Origin of the sequence: Kutzneria sp. NPDC052558, from assembly GCF_044547355.1 — a bacterium.
Lineage (GTDB): Bacteria > Actinomycetota > Actinomycetes > Mycobacteriales > Pseudonocardiaceae > Kutzneria.
On sequence record NZ_JBIUAG010000017.1, the window covers coordinates 187,683 to 208,516 of the forward strand.

A 20,834-nucleotide genomic window follows, 5' to 3' on the forward strand; every position below is an offset into this window, starting at 1 on the left:
GCCCCTCACGCCGGTCTTGGTTTGGGCGGGGCGGGGGGGGGGGGGGGCGCCGCCGGTGTGGGGTGGTGGGGGGGGGGGGGGGTCCGGCGGGGTGGGGGGGGCCCCCCCCCCCCCCTTCCGCACTTTTTCGTGACTGTCAGCTGCTGGACCAGTGGACGGTGATGCCGGCGCGGTCGCAGCTGACGGGCTCGAAGTAGGCGCTCACCACGCCGTCGAGGCCGTAGCTGAGCTCCTCGTGCACGAAGGCGTCGCCATGCTGCTCACGGAAGCAGCGCACCGGCAGCACGCCACGGTGGAAGCGCAGCTGGAGCAGGTAGTTGCCGGCGGGCGCGGGGAAGCGGCGCAGGTGGCCGCCGGTCTGGCCGACGGCGGTGTCGATCACGGTGTAGCTGAACACGTGCATCTCGCCGGCCCGCAGCCGGCGGTCGAACAGCAGCTCGAACGCCACCGAGCCGTCGGGCCCGCGCTTGCGCATGCGGCCGGCGCGGCAGCCCTCGCCGGTGTGCACGGCGGAGTGCTCGACGCGCCCCTGCTCGTCGGCCGGGTGCAGCGCCAGGTAGCGGTCGGCGCCGTCGGCGCTGCCGCGCACCACGAGCCGGCTCAGCACCGACCGCCGGGTCCGCGCGGCGTTGACCGTGACGACCTCGTGCAGCGCGAGCACGTCGAGCAGCCCGTTGCGCAGATCGGCCTCGAACTCCTCGGCGGCCAGGCTGGTGGACCGCCCGGAGTGCTCGCCCATCGGCTCGATCAGCCCCAGCAGCGAGTTGGACGGCAGGTCCAGCACCTGCTCCAGGGCCAGCACCGCCTCGGTGGCGCGGGGCATCTCGGGCCGGCGCAGCCCGCGCTGCCAGTAGCTGAGGGTGGACTGCCCGATGTGGGTGCCGGCCTCGTCCAGCGCCGCCCGCAGCCGGGCCAGCGGCAGGCCCCGATGGGTGATCGCCTGGTGCAGGGCCTGATGAAACGGCCCATCACGCAGCGCAGTCGCTAGCGCGGGCGGCAGTCCGCCAGTCGGGTGCACTTTTTCACTCGGCGCGTCCAGGCTTTCCCCGGCCAACGCGGCACCACCCATCTCCCGGCCTGCCGTGTCTCAAGTGGACGCTAGAGTAGTCACTCGTTTTGGTGATTGATAGCGACCCCTCCGAGTGACCTGTCCGGTGCGCCTCTTGCGGGTTCCGACACCGGTTTTTGACGATCACTTGTCGGGTTCACGGCAGGGCCGGACACTGCTGAGGACGCTGTCAACGTTGTCACCGTCTTGGGGGTCAGATGCGCCCATTGGTCGTCACCCTGCTCGCGCTGGTGGTGCTCGCACAGGTTTCTCTCGCGCCGCCCGCGGTCGCCGGCCAACCACCTCTCGCCGATCCCGTCGCGCTGACCGACCCGATGATCGGGACCGGGTCCGCGGGCGCGGCCGTCGGCGAGATCAACAACTTCCCCGGTCCGAGCACACCCTTCGGCATGCTCCAGTGGAGCCCGGACACCGCCGACCACTACGCCGGCTACTCCTACGAGGACAAGACCATCAAGGGCTTCAGCCTCACGCACGCCTCGGTGGGCTGCCGCCAGTTCGGCGACGTGCCGATCCTGCCGGTCAGCGGCGACGTCGGCGCGACGCCCTGGTCGTTGCAGGAGCCGTTCACGCACACGGGTGAGCAGGCCTCACCCGGCTACTACACCGTCACCGCCGGCGGGGTGAAGACCGAGCTGACCACCGCCCAGCGGGCCGGCCAGGGCCGGTTCACCTTCCCGGCCGGCGCCCCGGCGCACGTGCTGGTCAAGGCCGGCGGCAGCCTCAACGGCGACACCGACGCCAGTGTCGCCTTCCCCGACGACCGCACCGTCACCGGCTCGGCCACCTCGGGCGGATTCTGCGGCCAGGGCAACAAGTACACCGTCCACTACATGATCACCTTCGACCGGCCGTTCACCGCCAAGAGCTCGTGGAGCGGCAACTCGGTGGCCGTGCCCAACGTCGTGCCGCCGGACGAGAAGGCCCGCGGCCTGGCCGGTCCGCAGATCGCCGGGCCGCAGGTCGGAGCGACCCTCGACTTCGACGTCAGCAAGGACGCCACGCTCAAGGCCAAGGTGGCCATCTCGTTCGTCTCGGTTGACGGCGCGGCCAAGAACCTGGCCGCCGACGCGCCGGCATGGGACTTCGCCGGCATGCAGGCCGCCACCAAGGCCCGCTGGGCGTCCTACCTCGGCCGGATCGCCATCGGCGGCGGGCAGACCGACCAGCTCAAGACGTTCTACGCGGCCCTCTACCACTCGCTCCAGTACCCGGTGACCTTCAACGACGTCGACGGCAGCTACGCCGGCTTCGACGGCAAGGTGCACAACACCGGCGGCCGCACCCAGTACGCCAACTTCTCCGGCTGGGACATCTACCGCTGCGAGATCCCGCTGCTGGCCACGCTGGCCCCGGACGAGACATCGGACATGATGCAGTCCCTGGTCAACGACGCCGACCAGTACGGCTGGCTGCCCAAGTGGCCGGTCTACAACGACGAGTCCGGGGTGATGAACGGGGACTCGGTCGCGCCGATCATCGCCGGCGCCTACGCCTTCGGGGCCAGGGACTTCGACGCCGGCAAGGCGCTGGCCCAGCTGGTCAAGGGCGCGACCACGGCCGGCAAGGTGGGCTGGGGCTACGAGGAACGGCCCAACGTCGAGGCCTACCAGCAGCTGGGCTACGTGCCCTCGGCCGACAACGAGAACGTGTCGATGACCGAGGAGTACGCCATCGACGACTTCGCCATCGGCCGGTTCGCCTCGGCGCTGGGCGACGAGGAGACGGCGGCGACGTTCGCGACCCGGGGCCAGAACTGGCAGCACGTGTTCGACCCGACCACCGGCTACGTCCGGCCGCACGACGCCGACGGCGCCTACCCGGCCGGGCCGGTGCTCGTGCCGCCGCCGCCCGGCCAGTTCGCGCCGACCGGCTTCGCCGAGGGCAACGCCGCCCAGTACACGTGGATGGTGCCGCAGAACCTGGCTGGGCTCATCGGCGCGATCGGCGGCCGCGACGCCGCGATCAAGCGCCTGGACGACCTGTTCACCAAGCTCAACGTCGGCCCGGTCGAGCCGTACTACTGGGCCGGCAACGAGCCCATGTTCAGCGTGCCGTGGACGTACGACTACCTGGGCCAGCCGTGGAAGACCCAGGACGTGGTGCGGCGGGTGCAGTCGCAGCTGTTCGCGGCGACGCCCGACGGCGAGCCCGGCAACGACGACCTCGGCGCGCAGTCGGCCTGGTACGTGTGGTCGGCGCTCGGCCTCTACCCGGTCACGCCCGGCGCCACCGACCTGGCCGTGAACACGCCGCTGTTCCCGCACGTGGAGATCCGTACCGGCTCCGGCCGCCGGATCGTGATCGACACTCAGGGCGCCGGGCCGCACATCCAGGGCCTGTCGGTCAACGGCATCCCGTGGAACCGGACCGGTCTGCCGTCGGACCTGCTGGCCTGGGGCGGGCGCGTGCAGTATCGGCTCGGCGACGGCACCGGCTGGAACGCCGCGCCGCCGAAGTCCTATCGGGACGGTGAAGCCCCGGCGCTGGGCTACGTGACGCCGCTCGGGGCCTCGACCGGCAACACGTTCCAGGTCGGCGCACGCAACCAGACCGACCAGCCGGTGACCGTGCCATGGACGCTGACCGTCGCCAAGGGTGCGACGGCATCGTTGACGCATGGGCAACTTCTGGTGCCGCCCAACGGGACCAAGAGCGTGCCCGTCACGATTCAAGGCACCGCCAACGGCATCTACCCGGTGACCGCCGACTTCGGCCACCAGCAACGGGCCACGGCCTACTTCGCCGTCGCCGGAACCGACCACACCACCACCGGGTGCAGCACCCTCGGCGCGACCAACACCGACTGCGGGCTCACCCAGATCGAGTACGCCAACGACGGCGCGACCGCGCCCGTCACCGTGGACGGGGTGTCGGGCCGGCGCATGGTGCACGCCAACGACTGGGGCGACTACCGGTACATGTACTTCCAGGCCGACCAGCGGGCCATCCCCGGCACCGGCCCGTACAACGCCACGATCACCGTGCGGTACCTGGACTCCGGCACCGACACCTTCGTGCTCCAGTACGACTCGGTGAACCAGTCCTATGTCGACGCCAAGCGGGTCACCAAGACCGGCACCGGCACGTGGAAGGAGGTGACCGTCACGGTCGCCGACGCCAAGTTCGCGCACCGGGAGAACGGCCAGTCCGACTTCCGGATCTCCTCCGACGGCTCCGGCGACGCCGGCGCCGAAACCATCGCCGCGGTGAATCTCACCGCGGTCGGGGCGGACGTGCTGGCGGTCCGCCAATGCCCAGTCGCCACGCCTTAACCGCCGCCACCACGGGAAGTTGCAGTGGCTTGGAGGGGGCCGAGCCGCGACGCCGGAGGCGGCGCCATGTCACGCCTTGACCTGATCCAACAACGTCAGGAACACGTCACGCTCGATCACGGCCGGCTCGTTCGCGAGCCGGCCGCCGACGTGGCAGACGAACGTCTCGGGGCTGACGACCTCCAGCGGCATCGTCTCCGGCATCCGGCAGGTCACCAGGCCCGGCTCGGGGGTGTGCACCAGCACGATGCCCTCGACCTGGACCTTCGGCAGCAGCATCTGGTACGCGGCGACGGTGCGGTTCAGCCGCAGCGAGCCGCCGTCGAAGCTCTCGCCGTCGCGCAGCAGGCCGCCGTCGCCGTCGCTGGTGTAGTGCCCGGCCGGCCACATCTTCGACTCGATCAGCAGCAGCTTGCGCCCGCACAGCACGGCGTGGTCGACCTCGGCCCGGGACGAGCCGGGCCAGGCCAGGCCGTGGAAGATGCGCGCGGCCGGGATCTGGCCCAGGTAGCCGGACAGCAGGTCCAGCGTCATCCACTCGCTGCGGGTGCAGTCCTTGACCGGCTCGTCCTCCGAGGGCAGCAGCCGGGTGCCCGGCGCGCCGAACAGGTTGAACGTCCGGAACTCGTGGGTGAAGATCCGCTCGGTCACCCGGGAGGACAGGTACCAGCGGCCCAGTGGCGGCAGCGCGAACACGCCCGCGGCCAGCAGCAGCACCGCGATCCCGGACAGCGCGCCGGAGGCCAGGGCGTAGACGCCCAGCGCGGCCATGCCGGCGGCCCAGATGTAGGTGATCACGGCCAGGAACTTCGGGGTCGCCTTGCCGGCGATGGTCACCGCCACGTAGGCGACGGGCACGATCATCACCACTGCGACCAGGGAGAAGCCGCCGGCCAGCATCGGCACCACGGTGGCGGCCAGCAGCGCCGTCCACACCGCGGCCACGGTGAAGAACCAGCGCTGGGCCCAGCCGAACCCGGGCCGCCAGTGCACCTTCGAGTCCGGGTTGACCCGCTGCCACCACGGGATCGAGTCGGTCGGGATGGCCCGCAGCCCGGACGGGAAGCCGGCCGGTTCGGGCGGTGGTTCGGGCGGCCGCTCCTCCCGCTCGGCGCGGGCGGCCTCCTCCTGGAACTCCTCCCAGGCCTCCCACTCCGGCGGGGTCGGCGGCCGCGGCCGCCGCTGCTCGGGCACGCCGAGGGAGCGCCGCCGGTCGTAGGCCGCGCGCTTGGCCGGGTCGGACAGCGTCTCGTACGCCTCCTGGACCAGCCGGAACATGATCTGGCTGCCGCCGGCGTCCGGGTGCAGCACCTTCACCAGCGAACGGTGGGCAGACTTGATCTCCGCCTGGGAGGCGCCAGGCTTCACTTCCAACAACTCGTAGTAGTCGACTCCGCCCACGGCCCTTCCCATCTGCGGCTACGTCTGGCGCGGGTACGAACACGATAGGTTGCCTCGGCGTCAGAGTCCCGTCCAACCTGGGCCGTTTCATCACCCGATCGGTTAAGTCCGTAGGGTGGACACCCGTGGCGAGGCTGGTCGTGATCGAGGGACTTGACGGCGCGGGCAAGCGGACGCTGTCCGACGCGCTGACCGCCGAACTGGACAAGCGGGGGGCCAGCGCGACGCGGATCGCCTTCCCACGCTACGGCGAGGACGTGCACGCCGATCTGGTCCGCGACGCCATGTACCTGCGGCTGGGCGACCTGGTGAAGTCCGTGCACGGCATGGCCGTGCTGTTCGCCCTGGACCGCCAGGCCGCGAAGCCGCGGATCACCGCCGCGCTGGCCGCGCACGACGTCGTGCTGCTGGACCGGTACATCGCGTCGAACGCGGCGTACGGGGCGGCGCGGCTGCATGAGGATGTAAACGGCGATTTCGTGCGCTGGGTTCACGACCTCGAGGTCGAGCGCTTCGCGCTGCCGCTGCCCGACCGCCAGCTGCTGCTGCGGGTGCCGGTCGAGGTCGCCGCCCAGCGCGCCGCCGGCCGCGAGCAGACCGAGCGCGAGCGGGACAGCTACGAGACCGACGACGGCCTCCAGTCCCGCTGCGCCGTGGTCTACGACCAGTTCGTCGATGCCGGCTGGCTCGCCCCGTGGACCGTGGTCGACGGGGTCGGCGGCGCCGACTTCGGCGCGCTGGCCGACCAGCTGCTGGGCTAGCTAGAGCGCCCCGACCAGGTCGCCGCCCCAGCGCTCGATCTCGGCGCCGATGTCCAGCGGGCCGGTGCCGGCGGCCTGCCGCTTCGCCTCGGCGACCCGGTCCAGCGGCACCAGCCAGGACACCTCGAACTCGATGCCGTCGGGGTCCTTGGCGTACAACGCCTTGGTCGTCCCGTGATCGGACGCGCCGACCAGCGCGCCGGCCGCGCGCAGCCGGTCGGCGTGCTCGGCCAGGTCGGTCAGCGTGGTCACCGACCAGGCCAGGTGGTAGAGGCCGACGGTGTCGCGGCCCGCGCCGGACGGCTTGGCGTCCGGGCCGACCTGGAACAGGCCCAGGTCGTGGTCGTTGTCGGAGTCGGGGGCCTGCAGGAACGCGGCGCCCGGGAACTGGTGCACCACCCGGAACCCGAGCAGCCCGGTGTAGAAGGCGACGCTGCGTTCGGTGTCGCGCACGTAGAGCACCGCGTGGTTGAGCCGGCGGATCGCCATCGCTGCCTCCCTTGTTCAATATTCAACTATAACGTCGGTAACGAACCGTGAGCGTTACACGCTGTAGCTCGTGAACCCGACGGGGACAAGGGTGGTGGTGGCTCATGAGCGAGCGCTGGAGCAGCGCGGCGGAGCGCAACGGACCGATCGCAGCCGGTGGCGACCGGAGTGTTGATCGCTGGGGTGCGCGCGGCCGCCCGGCCAGCAGTGCGACGATGGTAGGCATGAAGGCACGCGTCCTGGTGGTCGATGACGACCCGGCCCTGGCGGAGATGCTCACCATCGTGCTGCGCGGTGAGGGGTTCGACACCGCAGTCGTCGCCGACGGCGCGCGGGCGCTGCCGGCGCTGCGTGAGCTCAAACCCGACCTGGTGCTGCTCGACCTCATGCTGCCCGGGATGAACGGCATCGACGTGTGCAAGGCGATCAGGGCCGAGTCCGGCGTGCCGATCGTGATGCTCACGGCCAAGAGCGACACCGTGGACATCGTGCTGGGCCTGGAGTCCGGCGCCGATGACTACGTGGTCAAGCCGTTCAAGCCCAAGGAGCTGGTCGCGCGCATCCGCACCCGGCTGCGGCGCACCGAGTCCGAGCCGGCCGAGGTGCTGGCCATCGGCGACCTGGCCATCGACGTGCCCGGGCACGAGGTCACCCGCGAGGGGCAGGCCATCCAGCTCACCCCGCTGGAGTTCGACCTGCTGGTCGCGCTGGCCCGCAAGCCGCGCCAGGTGTTCACCCGCGAGGTGCTGCTGGAGCAGGTGTGGGGCTACCGGCACGCGGCCGACACCCGGCTGGTGAACGTGCACGTCCAGCGGCTGCGGTCCAAGGTCGAGAAGGACCCGGAGCACCCCGAGGTGGTGCTCACCGTGCGTGGCGTCGGGTACAAGGCCGGTCCTCCGTGACCGGGGCCTGACCGATGCGGGTGGACACCAGGCCGGTGACCCGGTGGGTGCAGGACGCGCCGGCCCTGGTGCGGGAGCGCTGGCAACAGGCCAGCGAGCTGTGGCGGCGGTCGTTGCAGCTGCGGGTGGTGGTCAGCACGCTCGCGCTGTCCTCGGCCGTCGTCTTCGTGCTGGGAATGGTGCTCCAGTCGCAGATCACCGACCAGATGCTGAGCAGCAAGACGACCGCCGCGACCGCCCAGATCAAGGCCAGCGTGACGGCCGTGCAGCACCAGCTGGTCGGCGTCAGCCCCGGGCCGGACAGCCTGATCACCCGCTTCAACGCCGCGCTCAACTCGCTGACCAGCAGCGGGGCCCCGAACATCGACGGCTCCTCGGCCGGCGCGTTCGAGCCGATCCTGGCCGACGCGCTGACCAAGGACTCGGCCGGCAACGCCACCGCGACCGCGCACTACGGGGACATCCCCGACGATCTCAAGCGGTTCGTGCAGAACGACGAGATCGCCACCCGGATCCACACCGTGAGCCGGGACGGCGTGCCGACCACGATGCTCATGGTCGGCGCCCAGGTGCCCAGCGCCAACCACCCGGTGCAGCTGTACCTGCTGTTCCCGCTGACCGCCGAGCAGCACACCACCGAGGTCGTGCAGAACACCCTGATCGTGGCCGGCATCGTGCTGCTGCTGTTGCTGGCCGGCATCACCAACCTGGTCACCCGGCAGGTGGTCCGCCCGGTGCGGCAGGCCGCCGAGGTGGCCGAGCGCTTCGCCGACGGCAAGCTCGACGACCGGATGCCGGTCGTCGGCGAGGACGACGTGGCCCGGCTGGCCGAGTCGTACAACGAGATGGCCGAGAGCATCCAGGCCCAGATCCGGCAGCTGGAGGAGTTCGGCCTGCTCCAGCGGCGGTTCACCTCCGACGTCTCGCACGAGCTGCGCACCCCGCTGACCACCGTGCGGATGGCCGCCGACGTGCTGCACGCCTCCCGGGAGCAGTTCCCCGCCGGCCTGGCCCGCTCCACCGAGCTGCTGGTCGACGAACTGGACCGGTTCGAGGCGCTGCTCGGCGACCTGCTGGAGATCAGCCGCCTGGACGCCGGCGTCGACGAGCTCACCGCCGACCTGGTCGACGTGCGGGGCGTCGTGGAGCGTGCCGTCGCCGCCGTCGGGCCGGTCGCCGCCAGCTCCGGCAGCGTCGTCGAGACCTACATGCCCGACGCCGAGGTCCCGGCCGAGATCGACGCCCGCCGGGTCGAACGCGTGCTGCGCAACCTGCTCAACAACGCCGTCGACCACGGCGAGGGCCTGCCCGTGCGGGTCCGCGTCGCCGCCGACGAGCACGCCGTGGCCATCGTCGTCCGGGACTTCGGCGTCGGCCTGCGCGAGGGCGAGGCCGAGCTGGTGTTCAACCGCTTCTGGCGGGCCGACCCCTCCCGCAACCGCCGCACCGGCGGCACCGGCCTCGGCCTGGCTATCAGCGTCGAGGACGCCCGGCTGCACGGCGGCTGGCTGGAGGCCTGGGGCGACCGCGGCCAGGGCGCCTGCTTCCGGCTCACGCTGCCCCGCCGCCAGGGCCATGAGCTCACCGACAGTCCGCTGGCGCTGCCCCCCGACGAGGACCCGCCCGTCCGCGAGCTCGACGAAGCCGAGGTCAGCCCCCTGGTCGTGGCCGAGGTCGAGGCCGACTCCGAGGTCGAGGAGATCGCCTGGCAGCCGGCCGAGTCCGTGGCCCTGGACGAGCCGGCCGCCGGCCCGGACACCGCCGGGGAGCTGGGCGACGAGCCCGTCGCCTCCCCGACCTTGACCTGGGAATCCGGCCATGAGCCGGCCGCCGCACCCCCTTTGACCTGGGAGCCCGCCGCCACACCGGCCCTGACCTGGGAGCCCGGCGACGAGCCGGCCGGCGAGACCGGCGTGATCGGCCACGATCCCGAGCTGGACGGCGTGCCCAACACGCCGGCGTCCCCGTTCCCGTCGCGGGCCTCGGAATCTCGGCTCTACCCGCTGCCGCCCAAGCCCGACGCCGCGCCCCCGGCCGCCGCGCGCGGCTCGGACGAGCCGGCCGACCCGAGCGGGCCCACGTTCGCGAACTCGAAGTCCGCTGGGGAGGCCCGGTGATCCGGCGGTCCCGCCCGGCGCTGTTGCTGATCGCGCTGCTGACCGCGCTGGCCGCCGTCGCCGGCTGCGCGGCCATCCCGGACGAGACGCCGGCGCAGGGCGTCGCCGCCGGCGACGGCGGTGGCAAGCCGCCGTCGGCCCCGGAGCCGCCGAAGGACCTCCAGCCGGCCGACCTGGTGCGGGCGTTCCTGAACGCCGACGCCGACCCGAACTCCAACTACGCCGCCGGCCGGGCCTACCTGACCAGGGCCGCGCAGCCCAAGTGGCAGCCCGGCTCGTCGATCACGATCATCCAGGACACCTTCAACACGCTGCCCGAGCAGTCCAAGCCCGATCACGCCACGGTCCAGGTGACCATGCAGATCATCGGCCGCCTTGGCGCCGACGCGGCGTTCGTGCCCCAGTCCATGGCGAACACGCTGCCGCTGACCGTGGACAAGCAGGACGGCCAGTGGCGGATCAGCGCGCCGCCGTCGGGCGCCTACATGACGCTGGACCGGTTCAACGAGGTGTACCGCCAGGTCAAGGTGTACTTCCTGGACCCGCAGAAGCGGGTGCTGGTGCCCGACCTGCGCTACATCGTGTCCCAGCCCAGCAACGGCCTGCCGGCACGCGTGATCGACCGGCTGCTGGCCGGCCCGTCCGACGCCATGCAGGGCGCGCTGACCAGCGCCCTTGGCCCCGACGCCGTGCTGCACTCCGGTGGCGTCGAGACCGGCGACGGGGCGGTGCTGGTCAACCTCAGCCGGGTCGGCGACCTGTCGCCGGCCAACGTGAAGCTGGTCATCGCCCAGGTCGTGCAGTCGCTGGCCGTGGTCACCAACAGCCGGATCCGCATCGAGCAGGACGGCACCGCCCTGTCCCCGGACCGCCTGGACTGGCGCATCGGCGACCTGCCGGCCTACGACATCGGCACCAGCCCCGGCCCCGACCTGACCGGCCTGATCGTGCAGGACGGACGCATCAAGCAGCTCGACGGCAAGCCGCTGAACGGGCCGGCCGGCAACGGCTCCTACGAGGTGCAGACCGCCGCCCAGTCCATCGACGGCAGCGAACTGGCCACCGTCAGCAAGGACGCCCGGCTGCGGGTCGGCGGCCTCACCCAGGTCGCGCCGGTGGTCGACCTGACCGCGAGCACGCTGACCAGACCCACCTGGGTCTCCGCCGACTCCGCCACCGACGCCAGCAACGAGGTGTGGACCGTCGCCGACGGCAGCCGGGTGGCGCGCGTGGTCAAGTCGGCCGACGGCGCCTGGGTGCCGCACCCGGTCAACACCAACGACCTGAGCGGGTTCGGCGCGATCACCGACCTGCGGCTGTCCCGGGACGGCACCCGGGCCGCCCTGATCGTGAACTCGCAGCTCATCGTGTGCGCGGTCGTCCGCACCCCCAACTCGGACACCGTCGCCCTGCACTCGCCGCGGATCCTGCTGCCCGACACCCTGACCAGCGTGGTCGGCGTGGACTGGCTGCTTCAGGACCAGCTCGTGGTCGCCACCTCCTCCCAGGAGTCACCCATCGTCCAGGTCGCCGCCGACGGCGACCCGGTGTTCAACCGCTACAACGCCGCCAACCTCACCGCCCCGGTCACCGCCGTCACCGCCGCCCCCAGCCGCCCGGTCATCGTGGTGGACGCCGGCGGCATGTGGATCTCCTCCGACTCGAACTCGGTGTGGCGGGTGCAGGGCGGCGTCACCGTCGGCCGCGGCTCCACCGCGATCCCCTTCTACCCGGGCTAGCCGGTCGACAGCCGGTCTGCCAGCTCGGTCCGGAACGGGCGGCCGGTCACGTGGCCGTGAGAGCTACCACGGCGGTCACCTCCATTCCGGCTTCGGTGAGGACCCGGTGGCACGCGGCGGCGGTCGCGCCGGTGGTGATGACGTCGTCGAGCAGCACGACCGGGCTGCGGCGGGGCGGGCTGGCCCGGGGACGGAGCCGGACCCGACCGGCCAGGTTGGCGGCGCGGGCGGCCGGATCCAGGCCGACGGAGTCGGCGGCGGCGGGGGCGAGTTCGAGCATCGGCGCCACGGCCGCGCCGTGACCGGCCCGGGCCAGCCCGGCGGCGCACCAGCGGGCCAGGTTGGTCATGTGCTCGCCGCCCCGCAGCCGAGAGGTCCGCCGTCGCGACGGGGCCGGCACCAGCCACCACACGCCGTCCGGACCGGGCCTGGCCTCGGGCACCCAGGGCAGGGCCCTGGCCACGGCCGCCCCGAGCGGCTCGGCCAGCTCTCGCCGGCCGCGTTCCTTGTACGCCAGCACCGCGTCGCGGGCCGGGCCGCGGTAACCGGCCAGCGCGTAGGCCGGCGGGCCGGCGGCGATCGCCGGCCGGCGGACCGGCGTGGGGCCGCCGAATTCGCCCGCGCAGGACTCGCACCACAACCGACCATTCGTTCGGCAACCGACGCAGCGGACCGGCAGGACAAGATCGAGCAGTTTCGTCGTCACGGGCCCACCATGCACCCCGAACCTGGCAGTCGGGCCCGGCCGCGTTTATTACCCGTGAGTTCGGGTATCGCCTCGAACCTGAAGAGGTTTCATACGAGTGAGAGAACCTCACACCGCGACCAGGGGGTGCGCGTGAAGCGAATGTCGGGTTTTTGGCCACGACCTTCAGTGCGGGTGATCGAGAGATACCACCCACATGGGTGAACTTGGCCCGGGGGACTCGATCACTGACCCCGGTTTCGGCCGGTCAGGCCAAGATCGCCCCCGACGGCCGGTCGCGCATCGCGACTACCCCCATCGGGGCGACCCGATGCGGTGGCCGCGGGTCGCACACGTGACCGGGAACCCCGGGCTGGACTGGCACGTTGCCCCGATATGAGGCCCCCGCTCAGCCCGTTCGCCGCAGCAGGTCGGCGACCTCGGCCGGAGTGGGTCCTGCGCCGTCGGAGTGAAGCGGGTCCCACCCGTTCGGTGCGCTCTGTGCTGCGGGCGCGCTCCCGTTGCACGCCCGCGACCGGTTCGGTCACGGAAAGTGATGCTTTGAACTCCCCTGCAACGGGGTCTGTCGCAACGGCGAATCCGGGGCTAACGTGCTCCGCTATCAGCATTCCGGCCCGCGGGGAGGAGGCGAACAGCCCATGACCCTGGCGCCGGCGAGCAGCGGCATCTAGGCCGCCTCGGTCACCACCCGGCGCCGAACACCATCCCCAGCATTGATGTTCTCGCAGCAGCGAGGGAGGTCGTGTATGGACATCGTCGTGAAGGGCCGCAACGTCGAGGTGCCCGATCACTACCGGGTGCACGTGGCCGACAAGCTGGCCCGTCTTGAGCGCTACGACAAGAAGGTCATCCGATTCGACGTGGAACTGTTCCACGAGCCCAACCGCCGGCAGTCCAAGAACTGCCAGCGGGTCGAGATCACAGCCAAGGGGCGGGGCCCCGTGGTGCGTGCCGAGGCATGCGCCGGCGACTTCTACGGAGCGCTCGACTGCGCGGTGAACAAGCTGGAGAACCGGCTGCGCAAGATGCATGATCGTCGCCGCGTGCACTACGGCCGTCGCAGTCCCGCGTCGGTCGCCGAGGCCACTGGCGCTATCGGCGCCCTGGCTTCTCCCGTCGACGACGGCATGCAGGCCGCCGCGACGGCCGTGCTGGAGATGGCGCCCGCCTACGACCCGGGTCTGGCCGAAGTGCCGGCCCAGCGGTGGGACGAGGCCGCCGTCGACGAATCGCTCCCCGGGCAGATCGTCCGCGAGAAGGAGCACCCCGCCAAGCCGATGACCGTCGACCAGGCCCTCTACGAGATGGAGCTGGTCGGACACGACTTCTACCTCTTCCACGACGCCGACAAGCAGTGCGCGAGCGTCGTCTACCGCAGGAAGGGATTCGACTACGGCGTGATCAGGCTGGGCTGACGCGCACTCGGGAACCTCGACGGCCGGCTTCCACGTTGTACTGGGGGCCGGCCGTTACCTCTTGTCGGTCGAGCCGCCTACGATGACGGAAAAGGGCGTCCGCACCCAGGGCGCGTGACGAGAACCCGACGAGCGAGGTCCCCCGGATGGTCCTGTCCCGATTGCTCCGCGCCGGCGAAGGCAAGATGCTCAAGCGCCTGCGCAACATCGCGAAGCTCATCAACTCTCTCGAAGAGGACGTCGTCGACCTGTCCGACGATGAGCTGCGGGCCAAGACCGACGAGTTCCGCAAGCGCTACGCCGACGGGGAGAGCCTGGACGAACTGCTGCCGGAGGCCTTCGCGGTCACCCGCGAGGCGGCCAAGCGGGTGCTCGGCCAGCGGCACTACGACGTGCAGCTGATGGGTGGCGCGGCGCTGCACCTCGGGCACATCTCCGAGATGCGCACCGGTGAGGGCAAGACCCTGACCTGTGTGCTGCCGGCCTACCTCAACGCCCTTTCGGGTGACGGCGTGCACGTCATCACCACCAACGACTACCTGGCCAAGCGCGACGCCGAGTGGATGGGCCGCATCCACCGCTTCCTGGGCCTGAAGGTGGGCGTGATCGTCGCCGACCTGACGCCGGAGCAGCGGCGCGAGGCCTACAACGCCGACATCACCTACGGCACCAACAACGAGTTCGGCTTCGACTACCTGCGCGACAACATGGCGTGGACGCTGGAGGAGTGCGTCCAGCGGGGCCACAACTACGCCATCGTCGACGAGGTGGACTCGATCCTGATCGACGAGGCCCGCACGCCGCTGATCATCTCCGGCCCGGCCGACCAGTCCTCGCGCTGGTACCAGGAGTTCGCCCGGCTCGCGCCGATGATGCGCAACGAGACCCACTACGAGGTGGACGAGCGCAAGCGCACCGTCGGCGTCACCGAGGCCGGCGTGACGTTCATCGAGGACCAGCTGGGCATCGACAACCTGTACGAGGCCGCGAACAGCCCGCTGGTCGGCTACCTGAACAACGCGCTCAAGGCCAAGGAGCTCTACAAGCGGGACAAGGACTACCTGGTCCGCGACGGCGAGGTGCTCATCGTCGACGAGTTCACCGGCCGCGTGCTGGCCGGCCGCCGCTACAACGAGGGCATGCACCAGGCGATCGAGGCCAAGGAAGGCGTCGAGATCAAGGCCGAGAACCAGACCCTGGCCACGATCACGCTGCAGAACTTCTTCCGGCTCTACGACAAGCTCGGCGGCATGACCGGCACCGCCGAGACCGAGGCGGCCGAGTTCCACCAGACGTACAAGATCGGCGTGCAGCCGATCCCGACCAACCGGCCGATGATCCGCCGCGACATGCCCGACCTGGTCTACAAGACCGAGGAGGCCAAGTTCGAGGCGGTCGCCGACGACATCGCCGAGCGGCACGAGAAGGGCCAGCCGGTCCTGATCGGCACCACCAGCGTCGAGCGCTCCGAGTACCTGTCCAAGCTGCTGGTCAAGCGGGGCATCCCGCACAACGTGCTGAACGCGAAGAACCACGCCAAGGAGGCGCTGTTCGTCGCCCAGGCCGGCCACAAGGGCGCGGTCACCGTGGCCACCAACATGGCCGGTCGAGGCACCGACATCATGCTCGGCGGCAACCCGGAGTCCATCGCCGAGGAGGAGCTGCGGGCCCGCGGCCTCGACCCGGACGAGACGCCCGACGAGTGGCGCGCCGCCTATCAGATTGCGCTCGAGGAGGCCAAGGCCCAGGTCAAGGCCGAGGCCGACGAGGTGCGTGAGCTCGGCGGCCTGTACGTGCTGGGCACCGAGCGGCACGAGTCGCGGCGTATCGACAACCAGCTGCGCGGCCGCTCCGGCCGCCAGGGCGACCCGGGCGAGTCCCGGTTCTACCTGTCGCTGGGCGACGAGCTGATGCGGCGGTTCAACGCGTCCATGGTCGAGGCCGTGATGACCCGGCTGCGGGTGCCGGACGACGTGCCGATCGAGCACAAGATGGTCACCCGGGCCATCCGCAGCGCGCAGACCCAGGTCGAGCAGCAGAACTTCGAGATCCGCAAGAACGTGCTCAAGTACGACGAGGTGATGAACCAGCAGCGCAAGGTGATCTACGCCGAGCGCCGCCTCGTGCTCGAGGGCGCGGACCTGCACGACAACGTGCAGCAGATGATCACCGACGTGGTCACCGCGTACGTCACCGCGGCCACCGAGGGCGGCTACGCCGAGGACTGGGACCACGAGAAGCTGTGGACCGCGCTCAAGACGCTGTACCCGGTGTCGCTGAGCTGGGACGAGCTGACCGAGGACGAGTCCGAGGACCTCACCGGCGAGCGGCTGCTGGAAGCCGTGCTCGAGGACGCGCGGTCGGCCTACGCCGCCCGCGAGGCCGACATCGACGGCAAGGTCGGCGAGGGCGCCATGCGCGAGCTGGAGCGCCGCGTCGTGCTGTCGGTGCTGGACCGCAAGTGGCGCGAGCACCTCTACGAGATGGACTACCTCAAGGAGGGCATCGGCCTGCGGGCCATGGCCCAGCGCGACCCGCTGGTCGAGTACCAGCGCGAGGGCTTCGACATGTTCAACGGGATGCTGGAGGGCCTCAAGGAGGAGACCGTCGGCTTCCTGTTCAACCTCCAGGTCGAGGCGGCCGAGCCGGAGCCCGTGCAGGTCGCCGCGTCCGACGTGCCGCCGATCGCGCTGGCGCAGGCCCAGCAGCAGGGCGCGGTGGCCGCGCCGCCCGCCCCGCCGCAGCCCGCGCCGGGCACCCAGGTGCCGCCCGCGCTGCGGGGCAAGGGCCTGGGGCAGCACGAGCAGCAGCGGCTGTCCTACAGCGGGCCCAACGAGGACGGCGAGGCGGATTCCCGTCAGGACAAGGCCGACGCCAACGGCGACAGCGGCAGCCGCCGCGAGCGCCGCGCCGCCGCCCGGTCGCAGTCCAAGCAGGACCGCAAGCGTCCGCGTCGCTGACTCCGTGACGACGAGAACGGGGCGGACCCTGGCGGGCCCGCCCCGTTCTCGTCCTCACAGCACCCGGAACACGTTGCACCGCAACGGTTCCTGCACCTCGAACTGCGCCGCCAGCGCCTGCCGCCGGGTGTCGATCTCCGCGACCCCGCAGGCCTCCACGATGCCGGTTGTCGGCTGCTGGGCGTGCAGGCTGTGCAGCCGGCTCCGGTTCGCCGTGGCGCGCGGGCGGCGGGCCCTGGTCTCGATCGAACCGTAGGCCGCCGGCGTGAACTGCGGGCGCAGCTGAACCACCGGCCGCCGGCCGTCGAGCGCCTCCAACACCTGGTTGATCAGGTGGCGGATCCGGCCGGCCAGCGCCGGCGGCACCTCGCCCACCGGCGGCGGCGGTTCCGCCACCACCCGCAGCCGCCGCCGACCGCGGTTGCCCCGCGGCGACGGCCCAGGTTTCGGTTCATAGTCGGGCAGGGCCCGGAGCACGATCGGTTCCTCGATCGTGGTGACACGCCATGGCTGAGCCAATGAAGCCCCCGTTTGCTCGCTCCCCCATGGCCGGACAGAGCCAGCCGCCGGACGGTGCGGGACCGCCGTAGCCTGATGGGGTGATGAAGGGACTGATCGTCGACTTCGGCGGCGTGCTCACCGACCGCGGCCCCGACGCCGCCGCCGAGCCCCCGCTCATCGGCGCCGTGCTCGCCGCCCGCCAAGCGGGCATCCGCACCGCTCTGCTGTCCAATGCGGACGGTCCTGGTGAGCCGATCCCTTGGCTGGACCGGCTTTTCGACGTGCTGGTCTTCTCCGGCGATGTTGGCGTGGCCAAACCTGACGTGGAAATCTACCGTCTGACGGTCGCTCGGCTCGGGTTGGCGGCGGGGGAATGCGTTTTTGTCGACGACCTTGCGGTGAATATTCGTGGGGCGGTGGCCGCGGGATTGGTCGGTGTGCACCATACGGCTGTGGCGGCGACCTTGGATGAGCTCAGTACCTTGTTGGGTGTCGATTTCGATCGTGGGTGAGTGGGGTGGATTGGTGGGTGTGGGTGTGCTTTGCGTGCCCGCGCCGCGCGGTTGCCGGGGGTGGGGATTGCGATGAGAGGTGGGGGTGTTGTTCGGTTGAGGGGTGGGGGCTGTTTGAGGGGGCGTTATCCAGGCTACTCCGGGTGGATTTTGCGCGGAGAGTGTGCCATTGACGTTTTCGGAGGTGCTGTCGGGTAGAAGCCGAAGGACGCTGAGAGCGGTGCTGTGCCGGTGATGGAGGTAGGCCCTCCGGGATCGCCTTGCAGGAGGAGGTCTCAAACCACTGCGAGCTGCTGCGGTGAATGAGTCGTGGTGGTGAGCGTCGCAGAAAAGTCGTCGTTGAAGGCGGCAGGTGTGGACCACGAAGACGAACGCGTGTGAACCATCGGGAACGTGTCGTTAACAAATAAAGTGACATCGAAACCGGGGCAGGTCTCCATGGCCCGGGATGAGTCAGGCGGGTGCCTGTTTATTGGCCTGGCGGTGTCCGGCACAGAGATGGCGTGAGCGTGGTCTGGGCGCCGGCGCGGAAGATGGGAATCCCTCGCCTCGACACTGCCGGTCGCGGGTTGACGCGGCCGGCGAGAGGGAGCGTTTCAAGTAGCTACCACTACAAGGAACTGAGTACCGGGTGCGAGGCGGGGAGGCGGACCGGCCCGTAGTAGTGAGGAAGCTCCTGTAACGGGGGTGGAGCGAAGGGGTCGGGTCGTCCGGATTCGGTCAGCGATCAACCAGAGTTCCTGGGAGGAGTCGAATGGGCGAATCGCAGCCTGAAGGTAAGCCGTTTACGATTTCGAAGCAGTTGGTGTGGGAGGCGTTCGAGAAGGTTCGCGGCAACAAGGGTGCTGCCGGGGTGGACGGGGTGTCCATCGAGGCGTTCGAGAAGGATCTGAAGAACAACCTGTACAAGATCTGGAATCGGATGTCGTCGGGGACGCATTTTCCGCCCCCGGTGCGTGCGGTGGAGATCCCCAAGCCCGGTGGCGTGGGCGTGAGAACGCTGGGCGTGCCCACGGTGGCCGACCGGGTCGCGCAAACGGCGGTGGCGATGTTCCTGGAGCCCGAGGTGGAGAAGGTGTTCCATCCGGACTCCTATGGTTACCGTCCGGGGCGGTCGCAGTTGGATGCGATCGCGGTGTGCCGACGGCGGTGTTGGGAGTACGACTGGGTGGTCGATCTGGACATCGCGGCGTTCTTCGACACCGTTCCCCATGACCTGGTGGTCACGGCTGTGGAGAAGCACACCGAGGCGCGGTGGGTTCTGTTGTGTGTGCGGCGGTGGCTGGTCGCGCCGCTGCGACAGCGCGACGGGACGCTGGCGGCCCGAGATCGCGGCACCCCGCAGGGGTCGGCGATCTCGCCGTTGTTGGCGAATCTTTTCCTGCACTACGCGCTGGACGTGTGGCTGGCCCGGGAGTTCCCGGCGGTCAGGTTCGAGCGGTATTGCGATGACGTGGTCGTGCACTGCCGCACCGAGGGGCAGGCTCGTCAGGTCCGGGACGCGGTGGCGTCTCGACTCGCTGATCTTGGCATGGAGCTGCATCCGGCCAAGACGATGATCGTGTACTGCAGGGACGGGCGACGGGGCGGGACGTTCCCGTGCGCGGAGTTCACGTTTCTGGGGTACACGTTCCGGGCCCGTGGGGCCAAGGGCAGGGGCGGGGTGGTGTTCACCAGCTTCCTGCCTGCGGTCAGCGCGGCGGCGAGGAAGGACATGGGGTATGAGATCAAGTCCTGGCAGATCGGGCGGCACACCGGCCGTGACATGAAGGCCCTCGCGCGGATGGTCAACCAGATCGTGCAAGGGTGGATCAACTATTACGGTGTCTTCTACAAGTCCGAGTTGGTTCGTCTCCTTCGTCGCATCAACGAGTGTTTGGTGCGATGGCTGGTTCGGAAGTATAAGCGGTTGCGGCGGAGTTACCGGCGGGCGCGGGAGAAGCTGGCGGAGATCTGCCGGGTGTATCCGGGGTTCTTTGCTCACTGGCGCTTTGGCGCGAAGCCGGCAGGTTGGACGATGGGAGCCGTGTGAGCTGAGAGGTTCACGCACGGTTCTGAGAGCGGCAGCGGGGGAAGTTCCCGCTGCCGACTCACCCCTCTGGGCGATGGCGTATCAAGGCGCTATCGGGCAGGCTCCGCCTGCCTCGATACGCAACAAGCTTATGCCATCGCCCCCCTCCGCGCAAAATCCACCCTCCGGAGCCTGGAGGTGTAGATGATTGTCGCCGTGGTGCTGTGGGCGGGGTCGTGATGCTGGTTGTGGGGTCGTTGCGATTATGCATGAAACACAGGTTCACCCGTTAGTGGTTCGATTTGGATCTTGAATAGGGGTATTCTTGGGGTATGTCAGAAATCACCCGAGAGTTGGAATCCGCTGAGCCTTCGGGGGCGATGCTGGACCTGCTCCTCGGCGCGGATCTCTCCACTCTGACCGCTGAGCAACAAGTCACCGCATTCGTCATGGCCCGCAAGATCACGGCGGTTGCCGACCACGCTCGGTTGTGCATTCTTCGGGGTTTCGACGACCTGGCCGAGATGTCCATGGCCACCCACGAGTCGGAGCAGTCCCTGTTCCGCCAGCAGGAGCGCGCCGAGGTCCTGGACCGGCTGCCTCGGCTGTGTGAGCAGCTGCGGCGTGGGGAGATCGACCTGCGTCGGTTGGAGACCGTGGACGAGCGGGTGGTCCACCTCGACCCCGCCACGATCCCCCAGATCGAGGACCAGCTGGTCGAGGTCGCCGCTGAGCTGACCCGGACCCAGTTGGCCCGTCGGACCACCAAGCTGGTGGCCGAGGCTGATCCGCTGGGCTACGAGCAGCGCCGCCAGAAGGCCCGCGACACGGAACGCCGGATCGAGTTCTACCCCCTGCCCAATGGCATGGCCGAGCTGCGGATCCGCATGTCCGCGATCGACGCCCGGCAGTGCTACGACATCGCCACCGCCGACGCCCGCGCCCTGTGCAAGGACTGCCGCACCACCGACCAGAA

Annotated in this window: 14 protein-coding genes and 1 pseudogene; 10 read left to right on the forward strand and 5 right to left on the reverse strand. The window is 70.2% G+C overall.

Features of this window, described 5'->3' with window-relative positions; all coding sequences use genetic code 11:
- Window positions 1-136: 136 nt before the first annotated feature.
- Window positions 137-1,018 (reverse strand): hypothetical protein, encoded by an 882-nt coding sequence (locus ACIG5F_RS28895; protein WP_396522779.1) that lies wholly within the window; start codon window positions 1,016-1,018, stop codon window positions 137-139.
- A gap of 248 nt (window positions 1,019-1,266) precedes the next feature.
- Between ACIG5F_RS28895 and ACIG5F_RS28900 the strand changes: the two genes are divergently transcribed.
- A complete protein-coding gene (locus ACIG5F_RS28900) occupies window positions 1,267-4,344 on the forward strand; it encodes a GH92 family glycosyl hydrolase (RefSeq protein WP_396522781.1) in 3,078 nt (1,025 codons plus the stop codon).
- Window positions 4,345-4,413: 69 nt separating this feature from the next.
- Here the strand turns inward: ACIG5F_RS28900 and ACIG5F_RS28905 are convergent, their stop codons facing one another.
- Entirely contained in the window at window positions 4,414-5,745 is a 1,332-nt protein-coding gene (locus ACIG5F_RS28905; RefSeq protein WP_396522783.1) for a DnaJ domain-containing protein, read from the reverse strand.
- 125 nt (window positions 5,746-5,870) lie between these two features.
- Here ACIG5F_RS28905 and ACIG5F_RS28910 point away from each other — a divergent pair, with 125 nt between their 5' ends.
- Window positions 5,871-6,506: a dTMP kinase gene (locus ACIG5F_RS28910; RefSeq protein WP_396522785.1), complete on the forward strand. Its 636-nt coding sequence runs from the start codon at window positions 5,871-5,873 to the stop codon at window positions 6,504-6,506.
- Here the strand turns inward: ACIG5F_RS28910 and ACIG5F_RS28915 are convergent, their stop codons facing one another.
- Window positions 6,507-6,995 (reverse strand): VOC family protein, encoded by a 489-nt coding sequence (locus ACIG5F_RS28915; protein WP_396522787.1) that lies wholly within the window; start codon window positions 6,993-6,995, stop codon window positions 6,507-6,509. It abuts the gene before it with no gap.
- A gap of 224 nt (window positions 6,996-7,219) precedes the next feature.
- Here ACIG5F_RS28915 and mtrA point away from each other — a divergent pair, with 224 nt between their 5' ends.
- The 3 genes and pseudogenes from mtrA to ACIG5F_RS28930 all read left to right on the forward strand — a co-directional run bounded on the left by mtrA (window position 7,220) and on the right by ACIG5F_RS28930 (window position 11,753).
- Complete coding sequence (mtrA, locus tag ACIG5F_RS28920) at window positions 7,220-7,897, forward strand: MtrAB system response regulator MtrA (RefSeq protein WP_211765278.1); 678 nt, start codon at window positions 7,220-7,222, stop codon at window positions 7,895-7,897.
- A gap of 14 nt (window positions 7,898-7,911) precedes the next feature.
- Window positions 7,912-9,519, forward strand: a pseudogene (gene mtrB, locus ACIG5F_RS28925) (MtrAB system histidine kinase MtrB); the annotation flags it as partial.
- Window positions 9,520-10,010: 491 nt separating this feature from the next.
- Window positions 10,011-11,753, forward strand: a complete 1,743-nt coding sequence (locus ACIG5F_RS28930; protein WP_396522790.1) for an LpqB family beta-propeller domain-containing protein — start codon at window positions 10,011-10,013, stop codon at window positions 11,751-11,753.
- A 46-nt stretch (window positions 11,754-11,799) separates the two neighbouring features.
- On the opposite strand, the gene ACIG5F_RS28935 is transcribed toward ACIG5F_RS28930, so the two are convergent.
- A complete protein-coding gene (locus tag ACIG5F_RS28935) occupies window positions 11,800-12,459 on the reverse strand; it encodes a ComF family protein (protein ID WP_396522792.1) in 660 nt (219 codons plus the stop codon).
- Between the two features lie 746 nt (window positions 12,460-13,205).
- On the opposite strand from ACIG5F_RS28935, the gene hpf reads away from it, so the two are divergent.
- On the forward strand, window positions 13,206-13,874 hold the full coding sequence (gene hpf, locus ACIG5F_RS28940; protein ID WP_396522794.1) for a ribosome hibernation-promoting factor, HPF/YfiA family: 669 nt from the start codon (window positions 13,206-13,208) through the stop codon (window positions 13,872-13,874).
- A 146-nt stretch (window positions 13,875-14,020) separates the two neighbouring features.
- Window positions 14,021-16,834 (forward strand): preprotein translocase subunit SecA, encoded by a 2,814-nt coding sequence (secA, locus tag ACIG5F_RS28945; protein ID WP_396522796.1) that lies wholly within the window; start codon window positions 14,021-14,023, stop codon window positions 16,832-16,834.
- Between the two features lie 54 nt (window positions 16,835-16,888).
- On the opposite strand, the gene ACIG5F_RS28950 is transcribed toward secA, so the two are convergent.
- On the reverse strand, window positions 16,889-17,311 hold the full coding sequence (locus tag ACIG5F_RS28950; RefSeq protein WP_396522798.1) for an Rv3235 family protein: 423 nt from the start codon (window positions 17,309-17,311) through the stop codon (window positions 16,889-16,891).
- A 125-nt stretch (window positions 17,312-17,436) separates the two neighbouring features.
- On the opposite strand from ACIG5F_RS28950, the gene ACIG5F_RS28955 reads away from it, so the two are divergent.
- The 3 genes from ACIG5F_RS28955 to ACIG5F_RS28965 all read left to right on the forward strand — a co-directional run.
- The gene (locus ACIG5F_RS28955; protein WP_396522821.1) at window positions 17,437-17,847 is read left to right on the forward strand and encodes an HAD-IA family hydrolase; all 411 of its coding nucleotides are present in this window, start codon (window positions 17,437-17,439) and stop codon (window positions 17,845-17,847) included.
- Between the two features lie 754 nt (window positions 17,848-18,601).
- The gene (gene ltrA, locus ACIG5F_RS28960) at window positions 18,602-19,879 is read left to right on the forward strand and encodes a group II intron reverse transcriptase/maturase (protein WP_396522800.1); all 1,278 of its coding nucleotides are present in this window, start codon (window positions 18,602-18,604) and stop codon (window positions 19,877-19,879) included.
- A gap of 311 nt (window positions 19,880-20,190) precedes the next feature.
- On the forward strand, window positions 20,191-20,834 hold a 644-nt coding region (locus ACIG5F_RS28965), incomplete at its 3' end, for a DUF222 domain-containing protein (RefSeq protein ID WP_396522802.1).